This is a genomic window from Amycolatopsis bartoniae, assembly GCF_014191255.1.
Classification (GTDB): Bacteria; Actinomycetota; Actinomycetes; order Mycobacteriales; family Pseudonocardiaceae; genus Amycolatopsis_E; species Amycolatopsis_E bartoniae.
Genome location: NZ_JACHWH010000003.1, coordinates 180,707 through 202,658, shown reverse-complemented (window position 1 = coordinate 202,658; position 21,952 = coordinate 180,707). Strand labels below are relative to the sequence as shown.

Sequence of the window (21,952 nt, the reverse complement as noted above, 5' to 3'; positions counted from 1 at the left end):
TCACGCCTCCAGCAGGGGCAGGCCGCACAGCGCCCGGCCGACGAAGTCGAGCGCGCGGGTGCGGTCGGTCTCGATCCGCATCCGGGCGAGCCCGGCGCGCGCGGGCACCTGGTGCGCGAGCGACTGGCCGAGGTGGCGCAGGCGCGTGCCGGTGAGGTGCCCGGCGGTCGCGGCGGTGACGGACTCCATCAGCCCGGCCCCGGCGGCGGCGTTCAGCAGCAGGAACCACGGCAGGGCGGCGGTCAGCGCGAGGTCGAACCCGGCTCCCGGGCCGAGCCCGGGAACGCCGGTGCGCACGAACCACAGCGACATCGGGCCGTCCGCGGCGAGCGGGCGCGAGGACCACACGTAGCTGTCGGCGTGGTGTGCCGAGGTGACCCAGCTCTTGGCGGCGTCGAGCACGACCTCGTCGCCTTCGGCGGTCGCGGTGCTCAGCGGAGCCCAGAAATGGCTGCGTGAACCGGTTTCCGAGAAGGCGAGCGTGCTCAGGTGCCGCCCCTGCGCGATCTCACGCAGCACGTCCTCGCGGCCGGTCGCGGCGAGCACGGCCGTCGCGGCGTAGTGCATCGTCACGACCATCGCGGTGGAGCCGCACGCCTGCGACAGGGTCCGCACGACGTCGGTGGCGGCGTCCAGGCCACGCCCACCGCCGCCGAGCTCCGCCGGCACGGTGAGCCCGAGGATCCCGGCGGCCGCGAGCTCGCCGAGCGCGGCGCACGAGAAGACGCCCTTGGCGTCGACGCGGGCCGCCTGCGGAGCGACGACGTCCTCGACGATGCGGGCGAGGTCCTTCTCGTAGGTCATGAGCACCCTTCTGCAGTGGCCGGCTCCAGCAGTCTGTCCGCCACGGAACCCGCTCGCCACCGGACGTGACTCCAACCGGCGGTAGGACGAACCGGACGGCGCTCCTAATCTGGGCGGATGCCTCTGAGCCGTCGCAGGTTCGGTCAGCTCGCGGTCACGCCCGTGCTCGCCACGCTGGGCGGGGCCCGGCTCGGCACGGCGGGAGCGGCCACGGTCGACGTGGCCGGCGCGATGCGCCGCGCCGCGGTGTTCCTCGACCAGCACGTCTCCTACCGGGGCGGGTACGTGTGGAACTACCTGCCGGACCTCTCGGTGACGTGGGGCGAGATGGAGGCGAAGCGGACGATGTGCTGGGTCCAGCCGCCCGGCACCCCGTCGGTCGGGCACAGCATGCTCGACGCCTACCACGCGACCGGCGACGAGGTCTTCTACCGCGCGGCGGAGCGGACGGGATTCGCCCTGGTGGAGGCCCAGCTGCCCGTCGGCGGGTGGAACTACGTCCACGACTTCGCCGGTGAGCACTCGCTGCGGCGGTGGTACGACACCATCGGCGCGAACGGGTGGCGGCTGGAGGAGTTCCAGCACTACTACGGCAACGCGACCTTCGACGACGCCGGCACGTCCACCGCCGCGCAGCTCATCCTGCGGCTGTACCTGGAGCGGCGGCACCCGCGGTTCGAGGCCGCGCTGGAGCGGGCCATCCGGTTCGTGCTCAAGGCACAGTTCCGCGGCGGCGTGGCCGACGGCGGGTGGCCGCAGCGCTTTCCCGCGTTCGCGGGCTCGGTCAGCCGGATGCGTTGGCCCGACACGCTCCCGTCGTGGCTGCCGGCCGACGTCCAGCACGGCATGGAGGACGGCGACTACACCCGGCACGTCACGTTCAACGACGACGTGCTGGGCGAGAACATCAAGTTCCTGCTCATGTGCGTCTCGACGTTGCAGCGGCGGGACCTCGTGGAGCCGGTCGTGCGGGCGATGGAGTGCCTGCGCCGCCTGCAGCAGCCCGCGCCGCAGGCGGGCTGGGGTCTGCAGCACCTGTCCCGTAGCGCCGGCGGCCGTCCCGCGGGTGCGCCGGCCGGTGCCCGGTCCTACGAGCCGCGTGCCCTGACCACGCACACCACGCAGACGAACGTGCGCCAGCTGTTCGCCTACTTCCGCCTGACGGGTGAGGCGAAGTACCTCGACCGGGTGCCGGAGGCGATCGCGTGGCTGGAGAGCTGCCCGCTGACCGCCCAGCAGCTCGCGGAGAACCCGCTGCTGGCGGGGCGCACGCACCCGACGTACGTGGAGCTGGGCACCAACCGGGCGCGGTTCGTGCACCGGTTCGGCTCCAACATCGACAACGGCGCCTACTACTTCGACCACGATCACCACGACACGCTCAGCCACTACTCGGCGGGGCGCGCCATCGACACCGCCGCACTGCGGACGACGTACGAGCAGCTGCGTGCGCTGACTCCCGCGGAGGTGGCCGACCTGCGGGCGCGCTCACCGTTGACGCCGGGCACGCCGATCCCGCTGCCACGGTACTTCTCGCTGCGGGACCTGGAGCTGACCGACTTGTTCCGCGGCGCCACACAGCCGCTGCCGCCGGTCACGGCAGCGGAGGCCGCCGCGCTGGTGACCGACCTGGGCGCGAAGGACCACTGGCTCACCCCGGTCGACGCCGTGACCAACCCGTATCACGGCCCCGGCCCGGCGACGCCGTACGACGGGAGGGCGTACATGAGCAAGAACGTGGGCGACGTCTACGACACCTCGCCGTACGACCCGCGCACACCCCCGGCGGAACCGCCGTACGTGCCACGGGAACGGCCGCTGGTCATCAGCTCGGCCACGTACGTGGCCAACCTGGGGAAGCTGGTCTCCTACGTCTCGGGCTGATTGTCCTCGCCGCGCAGGCGGATGAGCGCCCTGCCGAGCCGCTGGGGCTGGAGCAGGACCACGACGATCGCCGCGACGAAGTACACTGCCGCGGCGAGGTTGAACCAATCCCCGTCCGTCACACCGCTGAACAGGTTGAGCGCCGCCCCCAGCCCGAAGATCACGACCAGGGGAGTTCGCTGCCTGCGGTGTTGCGCCAGCTGGTAGACCGCGAGGCGGACCGCCCCGTTGTGCACTCGCGGGTCCGCCGGAACTCGTCCGGACCGGCTGGCGCGGGAGGCTTCCCGGAACTGCTGCCACGTGAGGTCTTCGCCCGCCACACGCCACAGCCGCCGCTCCAGCCGCGCCGCCGCCGGGCCCATAACCGCGCCGAAGAAGACACCGGCGACCGCACCGGTCACCACCCCGACCCACCAGCCGTCGCCGGGCAGAACCCACGGCAGCAAGGCCGCCAGCGCGATCCCGAAGACGACTCCGGCCACCACTCCCCGTACCCAAGCCCGTCGCATCACCCATCCATCTTGACCTGTCCCCTGTGACGCGGTCCCAGGTTTGCCCCCTCTCGCCGCGGGAAAGACCCTGCCCGAAAGGCGAGCGGAAGGAAGTGATGCGGGCAACACTGATCTACGGGGCCGGGGACGTGCGGGTGGAGACGGTGCCGGACCCGAAGCTGCACGAACCCACCGCCCCGCAGTACGCCGAGGTCCCGGCCGACGTCCGGTCGTTCCTGCGCAACATCACCCTGACCGGTGGTGTCGCCCCCGCCCGCGCCTACATCGAGGAGCTGCTGCCCGACATCCTCGACGGCCGCATCCAACCCGGGCGGGTCTTCGACCGCACGATCGGGTTGGAGGAGGTCCCGTCCGGTTATCGGGCGATGGCCGACCGCGAGGCGCTGAAGGTGCTCATCCGCCCGTGATCCGCCGGGTGGTGCCGACCGCGCCGGTCGCGGGTTGTCCGGTCAGAGAGCCGAAGCGGGCGACTGTCCATTTCAGACCGCCCTCGGCCGATGCGCGGTCACCGCGGCGGAACCGGAGGTGACCATGGCGACCCCGCTTGGCACCGGTCGAACATGTGTTCTACTATCGGTCGTGGTGCTGGTTCGGGTGGGGGAAGCACTCGAACCAGCACCACCAGCAGCGGGGAGGGCAGATGGCACACGAGGTAGCACACCGAAAACGGGAGCGGGGCCGCCGCGGCGCGTCCGGGCACTAGGCGGGCGGGATGGTGCTCGACAGCCCGTTCACCCGCTGGACCGGGGACGGCCTGCACAACCGCCACCCGGTCGTCACGCCGGTGTGGGTGCGGCTCGACTCGCTCTACATCCGCGTCCGCGGCGTGCCGGTCCACACGATCGTCACGGGCCTCGACTTCACGGGCGAGGTGCCGGGCCGGTTGCACGGCTGGTTCCCGACAGTCAAGGGCGAGTGGCTCGGGGTCGTCGACTTCGAGGTGCCCTACGCCGATCCCCGGCGCGAACCCCTGCGGGTCCGCGACCAACTGGTGCCGGCGTACGCGCTGCGGCCGCAGGGAGAGGGGGAACGCGGGGAGCCCGATGACTGAGTGTCTCCTGTGGACTGTCGCGGCCGGTTCGGGAACCCGGTGGAGGATCGCGGCGCGGCAGGTGGTGGCGGACCGCGACCGACAGCATTCCGTTCACGCCGCCCCTAGCCGAACACGTCCCGGTGCCGGGAGATGAAGCTGGCGAGGCCGGAAGCCTTGCGGCCGGTCAGCTCGGGCACCGTCGAGGTCACCGTATCGGCGCCGCCTTCCCGGTAGGCCTGGGCGACCTCGATGAGGAGATCGGCGTGGAAGGCCGGTATGCCCCGGGCGAGCATCGCCGCGCGGGCTTCGGCGTCCGGGGAGGCCACGTAGCGCACCGGTTTGCCCAGGACCTTCGAGAACACCTTCGCGGCGTCCCCATACGTGAGCGCTTCCGGGCCGGTGAGGTCGTACGTCCGCCCGTCGTGGCCGTCCGTCGTGAGCACGTGCGCGGCCACCCGCGCCACGTCCTCGGCGTCGACGAAGCTCACCGGCGCGGTGATCAGCGGGAAACCGAACTCGCCCGCCGCGCGGATTCCCGGCTGACGCAGGAAGTTCTGCAGGTAGAAGTTGGGCCGCAGCACGGTCCACGGCAGCCCGGACGCGGCCAGCGCGGCCTCGACCGGCTGGTGCAGCCGGGCGATCGGCGTCAGCCGCTCGCCCGCCCGCCACACCGACAGCTTCACAACCCGCGCCCCCACCGCACGGGCGGCCCGCAGCAGGTTCAGTTCCTGCGCGGTCTGACCCGGACCCGTCGCGCCCATCAGGAACACCGCGTCCACCCCCGCCAGCGCCGGGGCCAGCGTTTCCGGCACGTCCAGGTCCAGCGTCACCGCCTGCCGCCCCGACTCGGCCGCCCGCGCGGTCTTCAGCGGATCGCGGTAGGCGGCGCGCACGTCTCCCGGCAGGAGCTCGACCAGCGCCCGCCCGACGTTCCCGCTCGCGCCCGTCACCAGGATCATCGCCGTCCCCCCACGTCTTCGGCAGACGGGCAGTATCCCGGTGATTCCCCCCGGCGCGCCAACGATTTTCAGCGGTACGCCCACTCCGGCGTCCACACGTCCCCGGCCGGCGTCCGGTACCCGGCCCGGAGGTACTCGAGAAAACTCATGAGCACCGGGTGCGTGTTGTCCGCTCGCCACAGCACCAGCAGCGGGTAGAGCGGGGCCGGATCGACGACGGGGACCCGGCGCAGGTCGTAGCTCTCCGGCCAGAGGTACCGCGAACCCTCGCCGACGAGGGTGGCGAGCCGGGCCGAGTCGGCGATCTCGGCGAGGAGCGCCTCGTTGCCGAACACCGGCCCGATCGTGTCGATGGTGAGCCCGAACGCCTTCGCCAGGTCGCGGTAGTAGCCCAGCGGCTCGGCGTCGGACAGCCCGGGCATCCACAGCGGATGCCCGGCCAGCTCCGCCGGGGTCACCGAGCCCGCGTTCGCCAGCGGGTGCCGCGGCCCGACCAGGACCTCGTGCCGCTCGTCGATCACCCGCTCCGCCCGCAGGCCGTCCGGCACCTTCCCGCCGGAACCCCGCAGGGACCGGAAGGTGGCGTCGAGCGTGCCGGCGCTCAGCTCGGCCAGCGCCGACGGGGCGTCCGGCAGCACCACGACGTCGAGCTCGATGCCGGGATGCTGCTGGTAGAACGCCTGCAGGAGGTTCGACGGCGCGATCCTGCGGTTGACCACGTCGACCCGCAGCGCCCGCCGTCCCGGCGTCACCGCCGCCGTGGCGCGGTCGGCGGCACGCAGGAGCTCCCGGGCGTGCGGCAGCAGCGCCTGCCCGTCGACGGTGAGCCGTACGCCACGGGCGATCCGCGCGAAGAGCCGCACGCCGAGCTCCCGCTCCAGGCCGGCCACCCGTTTCGACGCGGCCTGCTGCGTGATGTCCAGCTCGTCGGCGGCGGCCTGGAACTGCCCGGCCTCGGCGACGGCGACGAAGGTGCGCACCGCATCGAGATCCACGCCGCCGAACCTACTGGTACAACCGGAAGTTGTGACACGCCCCCGGACCCGTTGTTGGTGGCGGCGGCCGCCGAGGGGATTTCCTGTGCCCATGCGGAACTTGGGGCGGTCTTTCGGGTGGTTGTGGGCCGCCTACGCGGTCAGCGCCTACGGCACGGGCCTCGGGTTCGGGGCGTTCTCGGTGGTGGCCATCGAGGTCCTGCATGCCGGGTCGGCCGAGGTCGCGGCCCTGTCGTCGGCAGGGCTCGCGATCGGCGCGCTGCTGGCGGTCCCGCTCGGGCCATGGCTGGAGTTCCGCGCCAAGCGGCCGGTCATGATCGCCATGGACCTGGTCCGCTTCGCCGCGCTGGCCACCGTCCCGCTCGCCTACTGGCTGAACCTGTTGTCGTTCGGGCAGCTCCTGGTGGTGTCCGTCGTCGCCGCGGTGGCGAAGATCGCGTTCACCGCCGCCAGTGGCGCCTACCTCAAGACCCTCGTCCCGGCCGGGAAGCTGCTGGTGGCCACCAGCCGGTTCGAGTCCACCACCTGGTCGGCCACGGTCGTCGGACCGCCGCTGGGCGGCGCCGCGATCGGCCTGCTCGGGCCGGTGACCACCGTCGTCCTCGACGCGGTGAGCTACCTCCTGTCGGCGCTCGGCATCACCGCGATCCGGGAACCCGAGCGGCGCCCGGCCCCGAAGACTCCGGCGGCCCGCCGCCTGCGTGACGTCGCCGAGGGGTGGCGCCACATCCTCGCCCACCCCGCGCTGCGGCGGCTCTTCTTCAACCTCGTGCTGGTCAACGGGCTGCTCATGGCCGGTGAGCCGGTGCTGTCGGTGCTGATGCTCGCCCACCTCGGGTTTCCGGTGTGGCAGTACGGGCTCGCGTTCGCCGTGCCGTGCCTCGGCGGCCTGGTCGGGTCACGGCTCGCTCCCCGCGTCACCGCCCGCCTCGGCGAACGGAAGGTGCTGCGGGTCTTCGGCACGCTGCGCGCGTGCTGGCCCGTGGGGCTCGCGTTCGTGCGGCCCGGACCCGCGGGGCTGGCGGTGGTGATGATCACCGAGCTGGGGCTGATCACCTGCATCAGCCTGTTCAACTCCGTCTTCGCGGCCTACCGGCTGAACGCCGTCGAACCCGGCCACCACGCGAGGGTGCTCACCGCGTGGTCGATCACCAGCAGCACCAGCATCGCCGTGCTGACGCTGCTGTGGGGGCTGCTGGCGCAGCTCACCGGCCCTCGCGCGGCACTGGCCGCGGCCGGGGTGCTGCTCCTCGCCACGCCGTTCCTGCTGCCGCGGGGACCCCTGGGTCCATTTCGGACGGAAGGATCTCCTGCCCGCCGGAAGCGGGTACCGAAGCCCACTTAGGCCGCCCACGCGAAACCGCGTATCCGGCGAATCGGTCTCACGCCCCGTTCGCGAGGACTACGGTGGAGGCGTGGTCCTTCCTGGGGGGTTGGTCCGGTGGCCGTGCCTGCCGCTCGTCGTCGCGGGCGGGTTTCCCTCGCGCGGGGCCGGCCCGTGATCCGGGTCGTGGTCGTCGACGACCAGGCGCTGATCCGCGCCGGGGTGCGGGCGTTGCTGGGCGGGGAGCCCGGCATCGAGGTGGTCGGCGAGGCGGCGGACGGGCGGCGCGGGGCCGAGGTGGTCCGGGCCACCGTGCCCGACGTCGTGCTGCTGGACATCCGCATGCCCGGTGGGGACGGGCTGACCGCCTTGCGTGAGATCACCGGTGATCCGGCGCTGCACCGGGTCCACGTGGTGATGCTGACGGCGTTCGCGCGGGAGGAGTACGTGTTCGAGGCGCTGCGGTCGGGGGCGCGAGGTTTCGTGGTGAAGGACGCGGAGCCGGGCGAGCTGCTGCGTGCGGTCCGGGTGGTCGCCGCCGGGGAGTCGCTGCTGTCGCCGTCGGTGACGGGGACCGTCATCAGCCGCTTCGCCCGTCCCGCGGAGCCCGCCGTGGCGCCCGGTGCGGTCCGGTCGCTCACCGAACGTGAGCGCGAGGTGGTGGGCTGGGTCGCGACGGGCAGGTCGAACGCCGAGATCGCCCGGCGCCTCGGGGTGAGCAGCGAGACCGTCCGCACGCACGTCAGCCGCGCGAAGCTCAAGCTGGGCGCGCGCGACCGGGCGCAGCTGGTGGTGTTCGCGCTCCAGGCGGACCTCACCCCGCGGCTGCCCGCTCCCTGAGGGGTGCCCGCTCGCCGTCCTGTGTGGACACTCCCCCGCGCACGTACGCTGGAGACATGTCCGACCCGTCCGTGCCTCCGGTCGACCTCGACCTGCGGCTGGTGCAGTGCTTCACCGTCGTCGCGGAGCACCGGCACTTCGGGCGCGCCGCGGAGGCGCTGCACACCACCCAGCCGTCGCTGAGCAGGCAGATCCGCCGTCTCGAACAGCAGCTCGGCGCGCGCCTGCTCGACCGCACCCCGCGCGGCACCCGGCTCACCGAGGCCGGGGACGTCTTCCTCCCCCTCGCCCGGACGCTGCTGCGCTCCGCCACCCAGGCCATGGCCCGCACGCGCGCCGCCGCGCAGCCCAGGCGCGTCACCATCGGCTACACCCCCGGCCTCATCGTCACCCCGGCCGTGCGGGAGCTACGCCGCCGCCACCCCGGCGCCGAGGTCCAGGTCGTGCACGTGCACTGGCAGGAGGTGCGGGAGGCGCTGCTCGGCCACCGGGTCGACGCGGCGGTGACCCGGTGGCCGCTGCCGGCGAGCGGGCTGGAGGTGACGGTCCTCTACGACGAGCCCCGCGTCGCGGTGCTGCCCCTCGACCACCGCCTGGCGGGCAAGGAGTCGGTCACCCTCGACGACATCGCGGACGAGCCGCTCCCCCGGTTGCGCGACTCCGATCCGGACTGGAGCGCCTACTGGCGCCTCGAACCGCGGCCGGACGGGAGCCTCGCCCCGGACGGGCCGCTCATCGACGCGATCGAGGACAAGTTCGAGATCGTCGCGACGGGCGAGGCGATCTCGATCGCGGCGGGCTCCTTCACCGCCGGGCTGCGCCCGGACCTCACCTCGGTCCCGATCGAGGACGTCGAGCCCGCCCACGTCGTCCTCGCCACCCGGTCAGACGACCACAACGGGCTGGTCAGCGCCTTCCGCGAGTACGCCGGACAACACCTGGCGCCCTACTGAGGTCACAACCGCCCGGAGCGGAACCGGTCCAGCACCCGGCGGTCCCGCTTCGTCGGACGGCCCGCGCCACGCTCCCGGCGCGCGACCGGCACCACCACCTCGGGTGGCGGCGCCGGGGTGCGGTCGAGGTAGCACGTGGCCGCGTCGGCCGCGCCCACCCGCTTCTGGATCACCCGCACCACCTCGACGATCCGCGTCCGGTCCCCCACGCGCGCCCGGATCTCGTCACCGGGCGACACCATCGTCGCGGGCTTCGCCGGGCGGTCATTGACGCGCACGTGCCCGCCCCGGCAGGCGGCCGCCGCGTCCGGCCGGGTCTTGGTCAGCCGCACCGCCCACAGCCAGCGGTCCACCCGAGTCGAGTCCACGGTCGCATTCTGTCACTCCGCGGCGTAACAGGCCCGCACGGCGAGCCCGACCCACTCCGGCCGCTCCCAGGTGCCCCACCGCTCCAGCGCGTCCTTCTCCACCGCGGCAGCCGCTTCGTCCACAGCCACTCCGGCCTCGCGCAACCGGACCGCCTCCCCGCGCACGTGCGCCAGGTAGTCCCGCACCTCCCGGATCAACGCGGGCCCGGTGACCTCGCCGTGGCCGGGCACGACGACCTCCGGCGCCAGCGCGAGCAGCTCGCCGAGCACGGCGATCCACCCCGCGACGTCCACCTCGACGTCGTGCGGCGGGAAGTACGGCGCGATGGGGAAGATGCCGTTCTCCAGCAGGTCACCGCCGAACAGGACCCGGTCGTCGACGAGCACCACCTGGTCGGACGCGGTGTGTGCCGGGCCGACGTGGCGCAGCACCACCTTCCGGCCGCCCAGGTCCAGCTCCGCCTCCCGGTCGAAGACGACGTCCGGCGCCACGAGCTCGACGTCCCGCAGCTCCGCCGCGACGGCCGGGTTCAGCCCCGAGAACATCTGCACGTACCCCGCGCCTTTCCGGCGCAGTTCCTCGCGCTGGGCGGCGTTGTAGACGATCGTCGCGGCACCCTTGAACACCTGCGCGCCGAAGCCGTGCTCGGGGTGGAAGTGCGTCACGGTCAGGTACAGCCGCCGGTCGCCCGCGAGCCGCCGCGCCTGCGACAGCACGGTGGCGCCGTTGCGGGGCCCCAGCCCGGTGTCGACGACCAGCGCGGCGTCGCGCCCCACGACGATGCCGACGTTCGGCACCAGCTCCACGCGGCCGTCGGGGATGACGAAGACGCCTTCGGCCACCTCGACCGGCTCCCCGCTCACGACCGGCGCCGGGCCGTCGGGCAGCTCAGGGGTTTCACTCACGACACGACTCCGATCTGAACAGTGTTGAGATTCGCTGTCAGCCTAGCACCGATCTGAGCAGCGTTAAGATCGCCCGGTGACGAAGTACCACCACGGAGACCTCCGCGAGGCCCTGCTCGACGCGGCGGAGGAGCTCGTGCGCGAACGCGGCGCCGACGGCTGGTCACTGCGGGAGGCGTCGGCACGCGTGGGCGTCAGCCCCAGCGCCGCCTACCACCACTTCGCGTCCCGGGACGCGCTGGTGCGCGCCCTGTCCGGCCGGGTGCTCGCCCGGCTCGGCGAACGCCTGGCGCACGCGTGCGAGAACGCGTCCGATCCCCGCGAAGGACTGGTGGCGCTCGGCCGCGCCTACGTGCGCTGGGCCGTCGAAGACCCCGCCGTGGCGCGGCTCGCGTTCGGCACGCGCCCGGAGTGGTCGAGCGACGCGGTGCACCCGCACGACGTCCTGATCGCCGGACTCGACCGGCTCGTCGAGAGCGGCGGGCTCCCGGCGAAAGCCCGCGAGGGCGCGGACTTCGTGTACTGGCCCGCGGTGCACGGGCTGGCCGTGCTGCTCGCCGACGGGCTCGTGCACCTCGACGACGCCGGCCGCCAGACCGAACGCGTGGTCCACACCGTCCTCAATGGACTGACATACGACACCACCGGTGACTGGCCCACGCCCAGCAGCGCGCACACCGACCGCACCGGCTGAGTTCAGCCCGCCCGCCTGCCGAGGACCACCGCCGCCACCGCACCCGCGGCCACGATGCCCGCCAGCGCCAGCAGGCTGTACCACATGCCGTCCGCGAACGCGGCCCGCGCGGCCTCCGCCAGCGCCCCGCCCGCCGGACCGGACCGTTCCGCGACGGCCAGCGCACCGGCCAGCGAACCCTCCGCGGCCTCCCGCGCGCCGGGCGCGAGCGCCGCCGCCGAGGCGTGCATGGAACCGGTGTAGCTGGCCGAAAGCACGCTGCCCGCGAGCGCGATCCCCAGTGCCGCACCGACTTCCCGCGTCGCGTCGTTGACCGCGGACGCGACGCCGTACTTGCCCGGCGGCACGTTGTCGAGGATCGCACTGGTGGCCGGAGGCGCGGTCAGCCCGAGGCCGCCGCCCAGCACGCACACCGCGACCGCCAGCTCCGGGTAACCGCTTTCCGCCGTGAGCCGCCCCAGCAGCAGCACCCCGGCGATCACGATCAGCAGCCCGGCGCACGTCAGCGTGCGCAGCCCCAGCTTGCGGGCGAAGTATGCCGATGCCAGCGACAGCGGGAACAACGACACCGCGATCGGCCACAGCACCAGCCCGGACTTCAGCGGCGAGTACCCCTGCACCAGCTGGAGGTACTGCGCCAGCGCGAACAGCGACCCGAACGCGGCCGTGAACTGCACGGTGACCGACACCGAACCGGTCGCGAACGCGGCGTTGGTGAACAGCCGCACGTCCAGCAACGGCGCGTCGTGGCGCGACTCGAACCACGCGAAGACCCCGCCCAGCACGAGTCCGGCGGCGATCGTGCCCAGGACCGTCGCGTTGCCCCAGCCCAGGTCCGCGACGCGCAGGATGCCGAACACCAGCGACCCGACCGCGAGCGCGCTGAGCACGGCGCCGGCGACGTCGAACCGCCGCCGCTCGGCCTCCTTCGAGGTCGGCACCGTGGCGCAGGCGACCGCCAGCACGACCGACAGCACGGCGGGCCCGACGAACACCGAGTGCCACGTGAAGTGCTGCAGGAGCAGCCCGGCGAACACCAGCCCGCCCAGGCCGCCGACGCCGGCCACCGCGGCCCAGATGCCGATCGCGCGGCCGCGCCGTTCCGGCGGGAAGCTCGCGTTGATGATCGACAGCGTGGCGGGCATGATCATCGCCGCGCCCAGCCCGGTGAGCGCCCGCGCCGCGACCAGCCAGGCCGACGACACGGCGAACAGCGGCGCCGCGCAGCTCAGCGCGAAGACGACCAGCCCGATGACGAGCACACCGCGGCGGCCGTAGCGGTCCCCGAGCGCGCCCATCGGCAGCACGAGCGCGGCCAGCACGAGCGTGTACCCGTCGACGATCCAGGTCTGCTGCGCCTGGCTCGCGCCGGTGTCGGCGGCCAGCGCGGGCAGCGCGGTGTTGACGATCGTGACCATCGCGATCACCAGCGCCACCGCGGTGCACATGACGCCGACCGTCCAGGCCCGGCGGGCCGGGGAGAGCGCGGGCACCTCGACGGAGCCGGTACTGGGCCCTGCCCTCATGCCACCTCGTTCCGACGGGGAAACGAAACCATCGGTAGCGTAGCAGGACTGGTAGTCTCGTTTCTCGGTTTCGCGGCGGAGGAGGGAGAATCCGGACGTGACCGCCCAGCACTTCGACCGGCGCGACCCCCGGCTCGACCGGTCCCGTTCGGCGATCCTGTCCGCGGCCGTCGCCCTGCTGTCCGAAGGCGGCGTCCGGCAGGTCACGATCGACGCGGTCACCGCGCGCAGCGGCGTGGCGCGGTCCACGCTCTACCGGCACTTCCCCACCAGCGCCGAGCTGCTGGCCGCCGCGTTCCAGGAGCTGCTGCCGCCGCTGCGGCTGCCCGATCCGGACGCCTCCCCGCGCGACCGGCTGCTGCAGCTCGTGCTCGCCCAGGCCGACCAGATCGACCAGGCGCCCACCGTCGCCGCGGTGGTCTGGCTGTCCACGCTCGGGCTGTCGGGGGTGCCGTCCGGCGCCGACGACCAGTCGCGGCTCACCGCGCTGCGCGAGCACATCATCGAGCGCTACCGCGGCCCGTTCGAGGCGGTGCTCGCCGACTGCCTGCCGCCGTCCGGACGCGACATCGACGTCGCCGCCGCGCAGCTGGTCGGCCCGCTGATGTTCAACGCGCTGATCACCGGCAGGCCGAGCGACCGCGAGTTCTGCGTCCGCATCGTGGACGACTTCCTCGCGGGACGTGATCCAATGACGGCGTGACTCCCCGACCCGACCGCCACGAGCCCGCCACCCTCGCGTTCGGCACGCAGGCCGTGCACGCCGGCAACGAGACCTCCGGCACCGGCCCGATCCGCACGCCGATCGTGATGGCCAACTCCTACGGCCTGCCCGAGGACCCGTCCGCGCTCAGCTGGTCGGGCACCGACGTCCCGCTCTACACACGCAACTCCGGCACGAACCAGCTGGGGCTGCAGCGGAAGCTGGCCGCGCTGGAGGGCGGCGAGGACGCCGTGGTGTTCGCGTCCGGGGTGGCCGCGCTGCACGCGGTGTTCTTCACGTACCTGCGCACCGGCGACCACATCGTCGTGTCCGACGTGACGTACGAGGCCACGTGGCGCCTGTTCGCCGAGCTGCTCCCGGCCCGCTACGGCATCGAGGCGACCTTCGTGGACATCACCGACCCCGACGCCGTGAAGGCCGCGCTGCGCCCGAACACCCGGCTGGTGCACACCGAGACGATCGCCAACCCCACCACCAAGGTCGCCGACATCGCGGCGGTCGCGGAGCTGGCCCACGACGCGGGTGCGCTGCTCGTCGTGGACTCCACGTTCACCCCGCCGCCGCTGTACCGGCCGCTCGCCGACGGCGCCGACCTTGTGGTCCACTCGCTCACGAAGTACATCAACGGGCACGGCGACGCGATGGGCGGCGCGGTCATCGGCTCGCGCGAGCTGCTGGCGCCGGTCAAGGCGGAGGCGATGGTCGACGTCGGCGGCGTGATTTCGCCCTTCAACGCGTGGCTGATCACGCGCGGTTCGGTCACCCTGCCGCTGCGGCTGCGGCAGCAGGTGACCTCGGCCGCCCGCATCGCGCCGATGCTGGAGGCCGACCCGCGCGTCGCGTACGTGGCGTATCCCGGCCTCCCGTCTCATCCCCAGCACGAGCTGGCCACGCGCCAGTTCACCGGCTACGGCGCGATGCTGGCGTTCGCGGTCGACGGCGGCCCGGACGTGCAGAACCGGTTCGTCGCGAACCTGCGGGTGATCACGTCCGCGGTGTCGCTGGGCCACGACGAGTCGCTGATCGTGCACGTCGGCACCGAAGGCCCGCGCGTGGCGCGCTATCCCGAGCAGTTCCGCCGCTTCGGGCACCTGCGGTTCTCCGTCGGGCTGGAGGACACGGACGACCTGCTCACGGACCTGGCCACGGCACTGGACGAGACGTTCGGCTGACGCCGAAGAACCGTCCGGTACAGGCGGACGAGGGGGTCAGGGCAGCGCCGGGGCGAGGTGTTCCAGCTGGGTGACCGCGTCGAGGAACTCGCCCTCCAGCACCGGCATCAGGGTGACGTGGTCGGCGCCCGCCGCGAGGTGCTCTCGCACCTTGGCGCCGATCGACTCCGGTCCGCCGTACGCGACGGTCGCGTCGACCACCCCGTCGACGTCGTCGGTCGAATATCCCAGTCGTGCCATCGCTTTCGTGAACCAGGGCATGCCGAGCCGCATCGACACCGCCGCCTTGGCGTGTTCCCGGTCGCCCGGCACCGCGGTGAGGGCGACGACCACGAGCTTGTCCGGGCCGAGCAGCTTCCGCACCTCCGCGGTGAACTCCGGCGGCAGCCCGGCGGGCAGCACGCCGTCGGCCCGCTCCGCCGCCAGCGCCAGCATCTTGGGGCCGTTCGCGCCGAGAATTCTCGGGTACTGGGCGTCCGCGGCGGGCGGCATCATCGGACCGTCCATTCGCGACAAATAGTTTCGCATCGTCTCGACCGGACTGCCGTACTCACGCCCGGTGGCCTCCGCCTGCTGCGCGTAGCCGACGCCCAGCCCGAGCGCGAACCTGCCCGGGAAGGCGTCGGCGAGCAGTGCCGCGCCGCCGTGCGCGATCTCGGGTTCGCGGGCCCAGATGTTGGCGATACCGGTCGCGAACGCCACCCGCTCGGTCGCGGCCAGCAGCACCGCCAGCTGCACCAGCGCGTCCTTGCCGCCGACGGTCTCGTTGGTCCAGATCGTGCCGTACCCCGCCCGTTCCAGCCGGACGGCGGCCTCCCGCTGCCGCGCGAGGGGTACCGCGCCGGTGAACGGGACCGGCAGGAAAACCCCGGTCGTTCCTAGTGTGCTCATGACACCACCCTCGGGCCGGGCACCACGCGGAGTCCAATGAATGTTCCGCAAGGAGCGATGCGCTTCGCGTATCACCGCAGAACTCAGGGTTCTTCCCCGATGCAGGCCCGGCGCAGCGCGCCCACACTCGACGACCATGCACCCCACAGCGCTCCGCCTGCCCGAGCCGACCGGCCCCCATCCGGTCGGGGCCACGCCGCTGCACCTGGTGGACTCCGCGCGCCCCGATCCGTGGGTGCCGGAACGCCCACGGGAGCTCATGGTCACCCTCTGGTACCCGGCGCCCGCGGCCGGAGAACGGCGGACCGCGTACCTCACCCCGGTGGAGTCGGAGCACCTGCTGACCGGCATCCCGGACGTGCCCCGCGACATCCTGAGCACGACGCGCACCCACGCCTTCGCCGACGCGCCACCGCTCGCCGACCGCGAGCGGCCCCTCGTCCTGCTCTCCCCCGGCTTCACGAAACCCCGCGCCACCCTCACCGGTCTGGCCGAGGACCTCGCGAGCCACGGGTACGTCGTCGCCGCGATCGAGCACACCCACGAGAGCGTCGCGACCACCTTCCCGGATGGCCGCGTGGCAACCTGCCAGGCCCGGAACTTCCGGCGGGACGAGGCGTTCTGGGACAAGCTGGCGACCGGCCGCGCCGCCGACGTCTCTTTCGTCCTCGACGAGCTGACCCGCACGCTCGCCCCGTCCGGCATCGGCATGGCGGGCCACTCCGCCGGTGGGGCGAGCGCGCTCACCGCCCTCGCCGTCGAACTCCGGCTCCAGGCCGCGATCGGCATCGACGGCACCGTACACAGCGTGCCGCCCGGCCTGTCCCGGCCGTTCCTGTTCCTGGGCCGCGAATCCCAGTACACCCCGGGCAGTGGACCCGCCGCGGCCACGTGGGAGGACGCGTGGCACCAGCTGACCGGCTGGAAACGCTGGTTCACGGTCGCCGGCGCCGCCCACGCCTCCTTCACCGACCTCGCACTGCTCGCCGAACAGGCCGGTCTGGGTCTCGGGCCCGCCACCCTGCCCGCCGCCCGCGTCTCGGAACTCACCCGCTGCTACGTCCGGGCCTTCTTCGACCAGCACCTGCGGGGCGAACCACAGTCCTGTTTGGACACACCGCCGCACGCGGAAGTGGTGACCGCGTCGCTGTAGCAGCCCGCACCTCGACGGACTGGCCGCCCATCTTGTATCATTAACTTGATACAAGAGGAGGCGCGCCGATGCCCTGGGACAACGTGCTCGTGACCGCGGTGGTGCTGGGCCTGTTCGGTCTGGTGCTGCTCATCGTGCTGTGGCCGGGTGAGCGCCAGGGCCGGCGGCTGCTGAAGAAGTGGGGCGTCGAGGACCCCGGCGAACGCGACGTGGCCGAGACGGTGCGGTACCTGCGGCGCCGCCGGTTCTGGTACCCGTTGCTGTTCTTCGTGCTGCCGCTGGCGATCGGCCGCGGCGGCGGGTCGCTGTGGGTGATCGCGTGGACCCTGCTGCCCGGCGGTCTCCTCGGTGAGCTGCTGGCGTTGCGGCCGTCGCGGGAACGGCGGCGCGAGGCGAGCCTGGTCACCCGGCGCGTGGTCGACCTCGTGCCTGCGTGGGCGCTCGTGCTGCTGGCGATCTCGACCGCCGGCCAGACGGTGCACGCCGTCGTGACCCTGGACTGGCTCGTGCTCGGCGTGACGATCGCCGCCGCGCTGGCCGCCGGGGTGATCATCGCGCTGGCACTGCGCCGTCCGGCCGTCGGGGACGTCAAGGTGGACCTCGTGCTGCGGGTCCGCAGCGCGCGGGTGGCCACCGGGCTGGCCATCATCGCGCCCGCCACCCTTCCCTCGCGGGACATGGGGATGAGCGCCGGTCTCGCACTCGTCCTCGTGGCGAGCCTGGTCGCGGCGATAGCCATCGCGAGCCCCTCACCCCGGGTGGCCGAGACGGCGCGGTGAGCGGACTGCGCGTCGTCGTCGACACCGCGAGCGGGGTGGCCCCCTGGCGGCAGGTACGCGACCAGATCGTCCGGCTCGCCCAGGCCGGGACCCTGCGGCCCGGCACGCGCCTGCCGCCGATCCGGCAGCTCGCGCGGGACCTCGGCCTCGCGGCGGGCACGGTGGCGCGCGCGTACCGCGAACTGGAGACCGAGGGCTGGGTGAGCACCGGCGGTGCCCGGGGCACGGTGATCGCCGAGCCCGCGAGCCCGCCCGACCAGACCGCGCTGCTGCGGGAAGCCGCCTCGCGCTACGCCGCTTTCGCCCGTGAACTCGGCGCTGACGCCGACGCCGCGGCCGAAGCGGTGCGCGCGGCCTACCAGGAGCAATAGAGTCGAGCCATGTTCGCTCGTCTCGTGCGCTGGAGCATGGTCGTCCTGAGCGGGGTCACGCTCGTGCTGGTGCCCGCCGCCCCGGTTTCGGCGACGCCCGTGCGGCTCGCCACCCCGCCGATGGGCTGGAACGACTGGAACAGTTTCCGTTGCGGGATAACGGAAACGATCGTGCGGGAGACCGCCGACGCGCTGGTCCGGACCGGGCTGCGGGACGCGGGCTACCGGTACGTCAACGTCGACGACTGCTGGGCCGCCGGCCGTGACACCGGCGGTCACCTGCAGGCCGATCCCGTCGCGTTTCCGTCCGGCATGGCGGCGCTGGCGGACTACGTGCACGCGCGCGGCCTGCTGTTCGGCATCTACACCGCGGCCGGTGACAAGACCTGCGAGGGCCGTCCCGCCAGCGGCGGGCACTACGAGCAGGACGCGCGCGACTTCGCGGCCTGGGGCGCCGACTACGTCAAGCTCGACTGGTGCGGCGCGCAGGGCGACCCGTACCAGCTGACCTCGCAGTTCCGCGCGGCCCTCGACGCGACGGGGCGCAGCGTGGTGCTGGGCGTGTCCCGGCACGGCAACCCGTGGACGTGGCCCTCGCACCCGGCCGACCTGTGGCGCACCTCCGCCGACATCGACGACCAGTGGTCCTCGATGCTGCGCAACGCCGAGGAGGAGGCCGGACTGTCGTCGCGGGCGGGGCCCGGCGCGGGCTGGAACGATCCCGACATGCTGCAGGTCGGCAACGGCGGGATGAGCACGGAGGAGTACCGCGCGCACCTGAGTCTGTGGTCCGTCCTGGCCGCGCCACTGCTGCTGGGCGACGACGTGCGCACGGCGGACCAGTCGACGCTGGACCTGCTCGGCAACCGGGAGGTGATCGCGGTCGACCAGGATCCGCTGGGGGCGCCGGGAGACCGGCTGAGCAGCGACGGCGACCGGGAGGTCTGGACCAGGCGGCTCGCGAACGGGGACGTGGCCGTGGCCCTGTTCAACCGGGGCGCGACGAGCACGGAGATCCGCACCGACGCGCGCTCCGCAGGACTGCCGTTTTCGTCCGGCTACGTGCTGCGGGATCTGTGGCAGCACACGGAGACGTCGACGCTCGGCGGGATTTCGGCGGAGGTTCCGCCGCACGGGGTGGTGTTGTACCGGGTTTCTTCACGTCCACAGTGGACTCCACCGCAGGTCACTTTGTCGACGGACACCGGGTTCGTGGCCGGGCAGCCGGTGACGGTGTCGGTGCGCAACGAAAGCGTCGTGCCGCTTCGGGTTGATCGTGTCACGGTGGATGCTCCGCCGGGCTGGCGGGTGCGGTTGCTGCGGCAGGACGGCGTGGTGTCGCTCGCCGGGAAGCCGGTGACCGCGCGGTTCGAGGTGACCGGTCCCGCGAACGCGACGCTGGGGCTGAGCGCGACGGTGGGCGGGGTGACCTACCGTTCGACCGCGCAGGTCGTGGTGCCGCCCGCGCCGCCGAGTGGCGTCGTCGCGCTGTCGGACCATCCGCGGTTGCAGACGGACAACGGGTGGTACCTGCCGATGAAGGTGGACCACTCGTTCGGCCCGGACGACTTCTGCGGCGACTGCACGGGCGGCACCCTGACCCTCGCCGGACAGCGGTTCGGGACCGGGCTGGGCACCTACGCGTCGGCGCAGGTCGCGTACTACCTCGGGGGCCGCTGCCGCACTTTCGGGTTCACGGCGGGCGTCGACGACGAGGTGCTGGGCATGACGTGGCCCGGCCCGCACAACATCAAGGGCACCGCGCGCTTCCAGGTCTACGCCGACGGCCACCTCCTGTTCGACAGCGGCCTGCTGCACGCGGGCGACCACCCGCCGCGGGCGGTGCTGAACGTGCGCGGGGCGCGGGAGCTGAAGCTGGTGACCACCAGCGGAGGCGACGGCAACTTCGCGGACCACGCCGACTGGGCCGGGATGCAGGCGAGGTGCTGAGGCTCGCGGCGCCGGTTGGCTCACCTACGGTTCTAGAGCCTGCGGGAGAACCATTCCGTCAGGATTTCGTCAACCGCTTTGGTCGTCGGCAGCTGCGGAGCCGGTTCCAGGCCCGGTTCCGCGGCCAGCGGATGGGCCAGCTCCGGTACGGCGACCAGCTCGATTTCGCTGGGGCGTGGGGAGTTCTCCCGCAGCGCCTCGACCAGGGTGACCGCGTCCGCGCGGAGTTCCGGGTGGTCCTTCTCCCCGATGACGAGCAGCAGCGGCGGTGGTGCGGTGAGGTTTCCGGCCCGGGCAACGAAGTCCAGGTCCGCGGCGACCTCGTCGGCCTCGGGAGTCCACCGGTACGGGTGCCCGGCGAGGCCCTCGACGAGCCCGACGACGGGCCGGATCCGCACGGCCGGGTTGACCAGCGCGACCGCGCGTACCGGAATCCGTTGTGCCGTGAGGACTTGCAGCGCGACGGCGCCGCCGAGGGACGCACCGAGGATGCCGATCGGCTCGTCGTCGACCGGCAGCTGCTCGCGCACCGACGCGAGCGCGGCGGGGAACTCCTCGGCGGCCTGGTGGACGAACGGCGCGAGGAACGCCCTCAAGGCGTCCTTTCTGGCGAGCTCGACGGCGGCGTCGAGGCGACCGTCGACCATCCGCGCGCCGCACATCGGCATGCCCAGGTGGACCCGCCACGCGGGCACCCCGGCCATGGGCAACGCCGCCGCGAAAGCCGCGTCCGTGCGTGGCGCGTCGAGCATGTGCCACGTCACGACGAGCGGCGCCCGGCCGCCTCCGGCCGGGGGCAGCGCCGTGAACGGCACTCCGGCCGCGGTGCCGGTGATCGTTTCCATGGCCCCTCCTCAGCCTCACCGTAGACGGCCTGCCGGTGCCGCGGAAACGCTTTCGCCGAGGGCGTAACTCAGTACCGCACAGTACTCTGCGTAAGCGGCGGGTACACAGTGGACTCATAACCGTCCACAGTGGCGCCTGCGAACTGGAGCATCGCGGCCAGCGCGCCGTGCATGTTCGCGGGGTAGTTCAGCTCCGGCGCGGAAATCTCGTCCAGCGTCCGCAGGTGCTCGGCGGTGAGCTGCACGTCCAGGCCCGCGAGGTTGCCTTCCAGGTGTTCCAGGCGCCGCGCGCCGACGATCGGTACCACCGTGCCCTCGCGGGCGCGCAACCACGCCATCGACACGGCCGCCGGAGTCGTGCCGAGTTCCCCTGCGATCGCCGCGACCGCCTCGATGACGTCGAACTCCTTCTCGCTCGGCCCGCCGACGAACGCCGCGCGCGCGGAGTCGGTGACTTCCCCGCCACGGCGGTACTTCCCCGACAGGAAGCCGTTTTTGAGCGGGCTCCACGGCACCAGCGCCATCCCCTGGTCCCGCGCGAGCGGCGCCAGCTCGCCCTCGACCGTGCGGGCGAGCAGCGAGTACTCGACCTGCAACGCGATCAGCGGCGTCCAGCCCCGCAGCAGCGTCAGGGTCTGGGCCTGCGCGGTCACCCACGCCGGGGTGTTGGAGAAGCCGAGGTACCGGATCTTGCCGGCGCGCACCAGGTCGTCGAGGGTGCGCAGGGTTTCCTCGATCGGGGTGTGCCGGTCCCAGTTGTGCAACCAGTAGAGGTCGAGGTGGTCGGTGCGCAGGCGCCGCAGGCTTTCGTGCAGCTGCGCGAGGATGGACGCGCGGCCCGCGCCGCCGCCGTTGGGGTCGCCGGGGAAGAGGTTGGTGAAGAACTTCGACGCGAGCACCACGTGGTCGCGGCTGCCGGGGCGGGCGGCGAAGTGGTCGCCGAGGATCTTTTCGGAGTGGCCGTTGGTGTAGATGTTGGCGGTGTCGATGAAGTTCCCGCCGCGGTCGAGGTACGCGGAGAGGATCTTCTCCGACTCCTCGACGCTGGATCCGGCACCGCCGGGATCCTCTCCGAAGGTCATCGCGCCGAGGGCGAACGGGCTCACCCGCAGTCCGGACCGGCCGAGGGTGAGGTAGTGGTCGAGTGGCATGGGATTCATACAACCGCGATCCGGCCGGCGGGGGTAGACCGATACTGTCCGGCTCTTGCACGATCCTGTTCGATTCGCCACGATCGGACTCGTGCTTCTCACCGAGATCCGCGACGCC

The 21,952-nt window shown here is 72.7% G+C and carries 22 protein-coding genes and 1 pseudogene; 13 read left to right on the top strand and 10 right to left on the bottom strand.

The window, feature by feature from the left end; all coding sequences use genetic code 11:
* The gene (locus FHX82_RS17590) at positions 1-804 is read right to left on the bottom strand and encodes an acyl-CoA dehydrogenase family protein (protein ID WP_145932936.1); all 804 of its coding nucleotides are present in this window, start codon (positions 802-804) and stop codon (positions 1-3) included.
* A gap of 117 nt (positions 805-921) precedes the next feature.
* Here FHX82_RS17590 and FHX82_RS17585 point away from each other — a divergent pair, with 117 nt between their 5' ends.
* Positions 922-2,688, top strand: coding sequence for a pectate lyase (locus tag FHX82_RS17585; protein ID WP_145932937.1), 1,767 nt, complete (start codon positions 922-924; stop codon positions 2,686-2,688).
* Here the strand turns inward: FHX82_RS17585 and FHX82_RS17580 are convergent.
* On the bottom strand, positions 2,673-3,197 hold the full coding sequence (locus FHX82_RS17580; RefSeq protein ID WP_145932938.1) for a hypothetical protein: 525 nt from the start codon (positions 3,195-3,197) through the stop codon (positions 2,673-2,675). The two genes, FHX82_RS17585 and FHX82_RS17580, sit on opposite strands and share 16 nt — an antisense overlap.
* Before the next feature lie 179 nt (positions 3,198-3,376).
* Here FHX82_RS17580 and FHX82_RS17575 point away from each other — a divergent pair.
* Together FHX82_RS17575 and FHX82_RS17570 are read left to right on the top strand one after the other, a co-directional pair.
* Positions 3,377-3,607, top strand: a pseudogene (locus FHX82_RS17575) (IMP dehydrogenase); the annotation flags it as partial.
* 305 nt (positions 3,608-3,912) lie between these two features.
* Positions 3,913-4,251 (top strand): hypothetical protein, encoded by a 339-nt coding sequence (locus tag FHX82_RS17570; protein ID WP_221216140.1) that lies wholly within the window; start codon positions 3,913-3,915, stop codon positions 4,249-4,251.
* A 104-nt stretch (positions 4,252-4,355) separates the two neighbouring features.
* Here the strand turns inward: FHX82_RS17570 and FHX82_RS17565 are convergent, their stop codons facing one another.
* Positions 4,356-5,192, bottom strand: a complete 837-nt coding sequence (locus FHX82_RS17565; RefSeq protein WP_145932939.1) for an SDR family oxidoreductase — start codon at positions 5,190-5,192, stop codon at positions 4,356-4,358.
* A gap of 68 nt (positions 5,193-5,260) precedes the next feature.
* Positions 5,261-6,187, bottom strand: a complete 927-nt coding sequence (locus tag FHX82_RS17560; RefSeq protein WP_145932940.1) for a LysR family transcriptional regulator — start codon at positions 6,185-6,187, stop codon at positions 5,261-5,263.
* A 91-nt stretch (positions 6,188-6,278) separates the two neighbouring features.
* On the opposite strand from FHX82_RS17560, the gene FHX82_RS17555 reads away from it, so the two are divergent.
* From FHX82_RS17555 to FHX82_RS17545, 3 genes are all read left to right on the top strand, one after another.
* Positions 6,279-7,532 carry an MFS transporter gene (locus tag FHX82_RS17555; protein ID WP_145932941.1) on the top strand — a complete coding sequence of 418 codons (1,254 nt, stop codon included), beginning with the start codon at positions 6,279-6,281 and terminating at the stop codon, positions 7,530-7,532.
* Between the two features lie 153 nt (positions 7,533-7,685).
* Positions 7,686-8,351: a response regulator gene (locus FHX82_RS17550; protein WP_145932942.1), complete on the top strand. Its 666-nt coding sequence runs from the start codon at positions 7,686-7,688 to the stop codon at positions 8,349-8,351.
* Between the two features lie 56 nt (positions 8,352-8,407).
* Positions 8,408-9,304, top strand: coding sequence for a LysR family transcriptional regulator (locus FHX82_RS17545; RefSeq protein ID WP_145932943.1), 897 nt, complete (start codon positions 8,408-8,410; stop codon positions 9,302-9,304).
* 2 nt (positions 9,305-9,306) lie between these two features.
* Here FHX82_RS17545 and FHX82_RS17540 read toward each other — a convergent pair whose 3' ends face one another.
* On the bottom strand, positions 9,307-9,672 hold the full coding sequence (locus FHX82_RS17540; RefSeq protein ID WP_145932944.1) for an Hsp15 family ribosome-associated heat shock protein: 366 nt from the start codon (positions 9,670-9,672) through the stop codon (positions 9,307-9,309).
* Positions 9,673-9,684: 12 nt separating this feature from the next.
* Positions 9,685-10,578: an MBL fold metallo-hydrolase gene (locus tag FHX82_RS17535; protein WP_229881083.1), complete on the bottom strand. Its 894-nt coding sequence runs from the start codon at positions 10,576-10,578 to the stop codon at positions 9,685-9,687.
* A 76-nt stretch (positions 10,579-10,654) separates the two neighbouring features.
* On the opposite strand from FHX82_RS17535, the gene FHX82_RS17530 reads away from it, so the two are divergent.
* Positions 10,655-11,272 carry a TetR/AcrR family transcriptional regulator gene (locus FHX82_RS17530; RefSeq protein WP_145932945.1) on the top strand — a complete coding sequence of 206 codons (618 nt, stop codon included), beginning with the start codon at positions 10,655-10,657 and terminating at the stop codon, positions 11,270-11,272.
* A 2-nt stretch (positions 11,273-11,274) separates the two neighbouring features.
* Here the strand turns inward: FHX82_RS17530 and FHX82_RS17525 are convergent, their stop codons facing one another.
* Positions 11,275-12,798 (bottom strand): MFS transporter, encoded by a 1,524-nt coding sequence (locus FHX82_RS17525; RefSeq protein ID WP_145932946.1) that lies wholly within the window; start codon positions 12,796-12,798, stop codon positions 11,275-11,277.
* 97 nt (positions 12,799-12,895) lie between these two features.
* Between FHX82_RS17525 and FHX82_RS17520 the strand changes: the two genes are divergently transcribed.
* Both FHX82_RS17520 and FHX82_RS17515 read left to right on the top strand, forming a co-directional pair.
* On the top strand, positions 12,896-13,501 hold the full coding sequence (locus tag FHX82_RS17520; protein ID WP_145932947.1) for a TetR/AcrR family transcriptional regulator: 606 nt from the start codon (positions 12,896-12,898) through the stop codon (positions 13,499-13,501).
* Positions 13,498-14,694, top strand: a complete 1,197-nt coding sequence (locus FHX82_RS17515; RefSeq protein WP_145932948.1) for a trans-sulfuration enzyme family protein — start codon at positions 13,498-13,500, stop codon at positions 14,692-14,694. The genes FHX82_RS17520 and FHX82_RS17515 overlap by 4 nt, the downstream gene beginning before the upstream one ends.
* 36 nt (positions 14,695-14,730) lie before the next feature.
* On the opposite strand, the gene FHX82_RS17510 is transcribed toward FHX82_RS17515, so the two are convergent.
* Entirely contained in the window at positions 14,731-15,585 is an 855-nt protein-coding gene (locus FHX82_RS17510; RefSeq protein WP_145932949.1) for an LLM class flavin-dependent oxidoreductase, read from the bottom strand.
* 136 nt (positions 15,586-15,721) lie between these two features.
* On the opposite strand from FHX82_RS17510, the gene FHX82_RS17505 reads away from it, so the two are divergent.
* The 4 genes from FHX82_RS17505 to FHX82_RS17490 all read left to right on the top strand — a co-directional run bounded on the left by FHX82_RS17505 (position 15,722) and on the right by FHX82_RS17490 (position 19,838).
* Positions 15,722-16,738, top strand: a complete 1,017-nt coding sequence (locus tag FHX82_RS17505; protein ID WP_221216138.1) for an alpha/beta hydrolase family protein — start codon at positions 15,722-15,724, stop codon at positions 16,736-16,738.
* A gap of 68 nt (positions 16,739-16,806) precedes the next feature.
* The gene (locus FHX82_RS17500) at positions 16,807-17,517 is read left to right on the top strand and encodes a hypothetical protein (RefSeq protein ID WP_145932951.1); all 711 of its coding nucleotides are present in this window, start codon (positions 16,807-16,809) and stop codon (positions 17,515-17,517) included.
* 5 nt (positions 17,518-17,522) lie between these two features.
* Positions 17,523-17,888: a GntR family transcriptional regulator gene (locus FHX82_RS17495; protein WP_145933037.1), complete on the top strand. Its 366-nt coding sequence runs from the start codon at positions 17,523-17,525 to the stop codon at positions 17,886-17,888.
* Positions 17,889-17,897: 9 nt separating this feature from the next.
* Positions 17,898-19,838: an NPCBM/NEW2 domain-containing protein gene (locus FHX82_RS17490; RefSeq protein WP_145932952.1), complete on the top strand. Its 1,941-nt coding sequence runs from the start codon at positions 17,898-17,900 to the stop codon at positions 19,836-19,838.
* Positions 19,839-19,870: 32 nt separating this feature from the next.
* Here FHX82_RS17490 and FHX82_RS17485 read toward each other — a convergent pair whose 3' ends face one another.
* Both FHX82_RS17485 and FHX82_RS17480 read right to left on the bottom strand, forming a co-directional pair.
* On the bottom strand, positions 19,871-20,683 hold the full coding sequence (locus tag FHX82_RS17485; protein ID WP_145932953.1) for an alpha/beta hydrolase family protein: 813 nt from the start codon (positions 20,681-20,683) through the stop codon (positions 19,871-19,873).
* 68 nt (positions 20,684-20,751) lie between these two features.
* Positions 20,752-21,834, bottom strand: coding sequence for an aldo/keto reductase (locus FHX82_RS17480; RefSeq protein WP_145932954.1), 1,083 nt, complete (start codon positions 21,832-21,834; stop codon positions 20,752-20,754).
* Between the last annotated feature and the right edge of the window lie 118 nt (positions 21,835-21,952).

What these genes read in the sequence shown, in the direction of transcription:
- FHX82_RS17590 (WP_145932936.1), bottom strand. Translation starts at nt 804, where the DNA reads ATGACCTACGAGAAGGACCTCGCCCGCATCGTCGAGGACGTCGTCGCT.
- FHX82_RS17585 (WP_145932937.1), top strand. Translation starts at nt 922, where the DNA reads ATGCCTCTGAGCCGTCGCAGGTTCGGTCAGCTCGCGGTCACGCCCGTG.
- FHX82_RS17580 (WP_145932938.1), bottom strand. Translation starts at nt 3,197, where the DNA reads ATGCGACGGGCTTGGGTACGGGGAGTGGTGGCCGGAGTCGTCTTCGGG.
- FHX82_RS17570 (WP_221216140.1), top strand. Translation starts at nt 3,913, where the DNA reads ATGGTGCTCGACAGCCCGTTCACCCGCTGGACCGGGGACGGCCTGCAC.
- FHX82_RS17565 (WP_145932939.1), bottom strand. Translation starts at nt 5,192, where the DNA reads ATGATCCTGGTGACGGGCGCGAGCGGGAACGTCGGGCGGGCGCTGGTC.
- FHX82_RS17555 (WP_145932941.1), top strand. Translation starts at nt 6,279, where the DNA reads ATGCGGAACTTGGGGCGGTCTTTCGGGTGGTTGTGGGCCGCCTACGCG.
- FHX82_RS17545 (WP_145932943.1), top strand. Translation starts at nt 8,408, where the DNA reads ATGTCCGACCCGTCCGTGCCTCCGGTCGACCTCGACCTGCGGCTGGTG.
- FHX82_RS17525 (WP_145932946.1), bottom strand. Translation starts at nt 12,798, where the DNA reads ATGAGGGCAGGGCCCAGTACCGGCTCCGTCGAGGTGCCCGCGCTCTCC.
- FHX82_RS17510 (WP_145932949.1), bottom strand. Translation starts at nt 15,585, where the DNA reads ATGAGCACACTAGGAACGACCGGGGTTTTCCTGCCGGTCCCGTTCACC.
- FHX82_RS17505 (WP_221216138.1), top strand. Translation starts at nt 15,722, where the DNA reads ATGCACCCCACAGCGCTCCGCCTGCCCGAGCCGACCGGCCCCCATCCG.
- FHX82_RS17500 (WP_145932951.1), top strand. Translation starts at nt 16,807, where the DNA reads ATGCCCTGGGACAACGTGCTCGTGACCGCGGTGGTGCTGGGCCTGTTC.
- FHX82_RS17490 (WP_145932952.1), top strand. Translation starts at nt 17,898, where the DNA reads ATGTTCGCTCGTCTCGTGCGCTGGAGCATGGTCGTCCTGAGCGGGGTC.
- FHX82_RS17485 (WP_145932953.1), bottom strand. Translation starts at nt 20,683, where the DNA reads ATGGAAACGATCACCGGCACCGCGGCCGGAGTGCCGTTCACGGCGCTG.
- FHX82_RS17480 (WP_145932954.1), bottom strand. Translation starts at nt 21,834, where the DNA reads ATGCCACTCGACCACTACCTCACCCTCGGCCGGTCCGGACTGCGGGTG.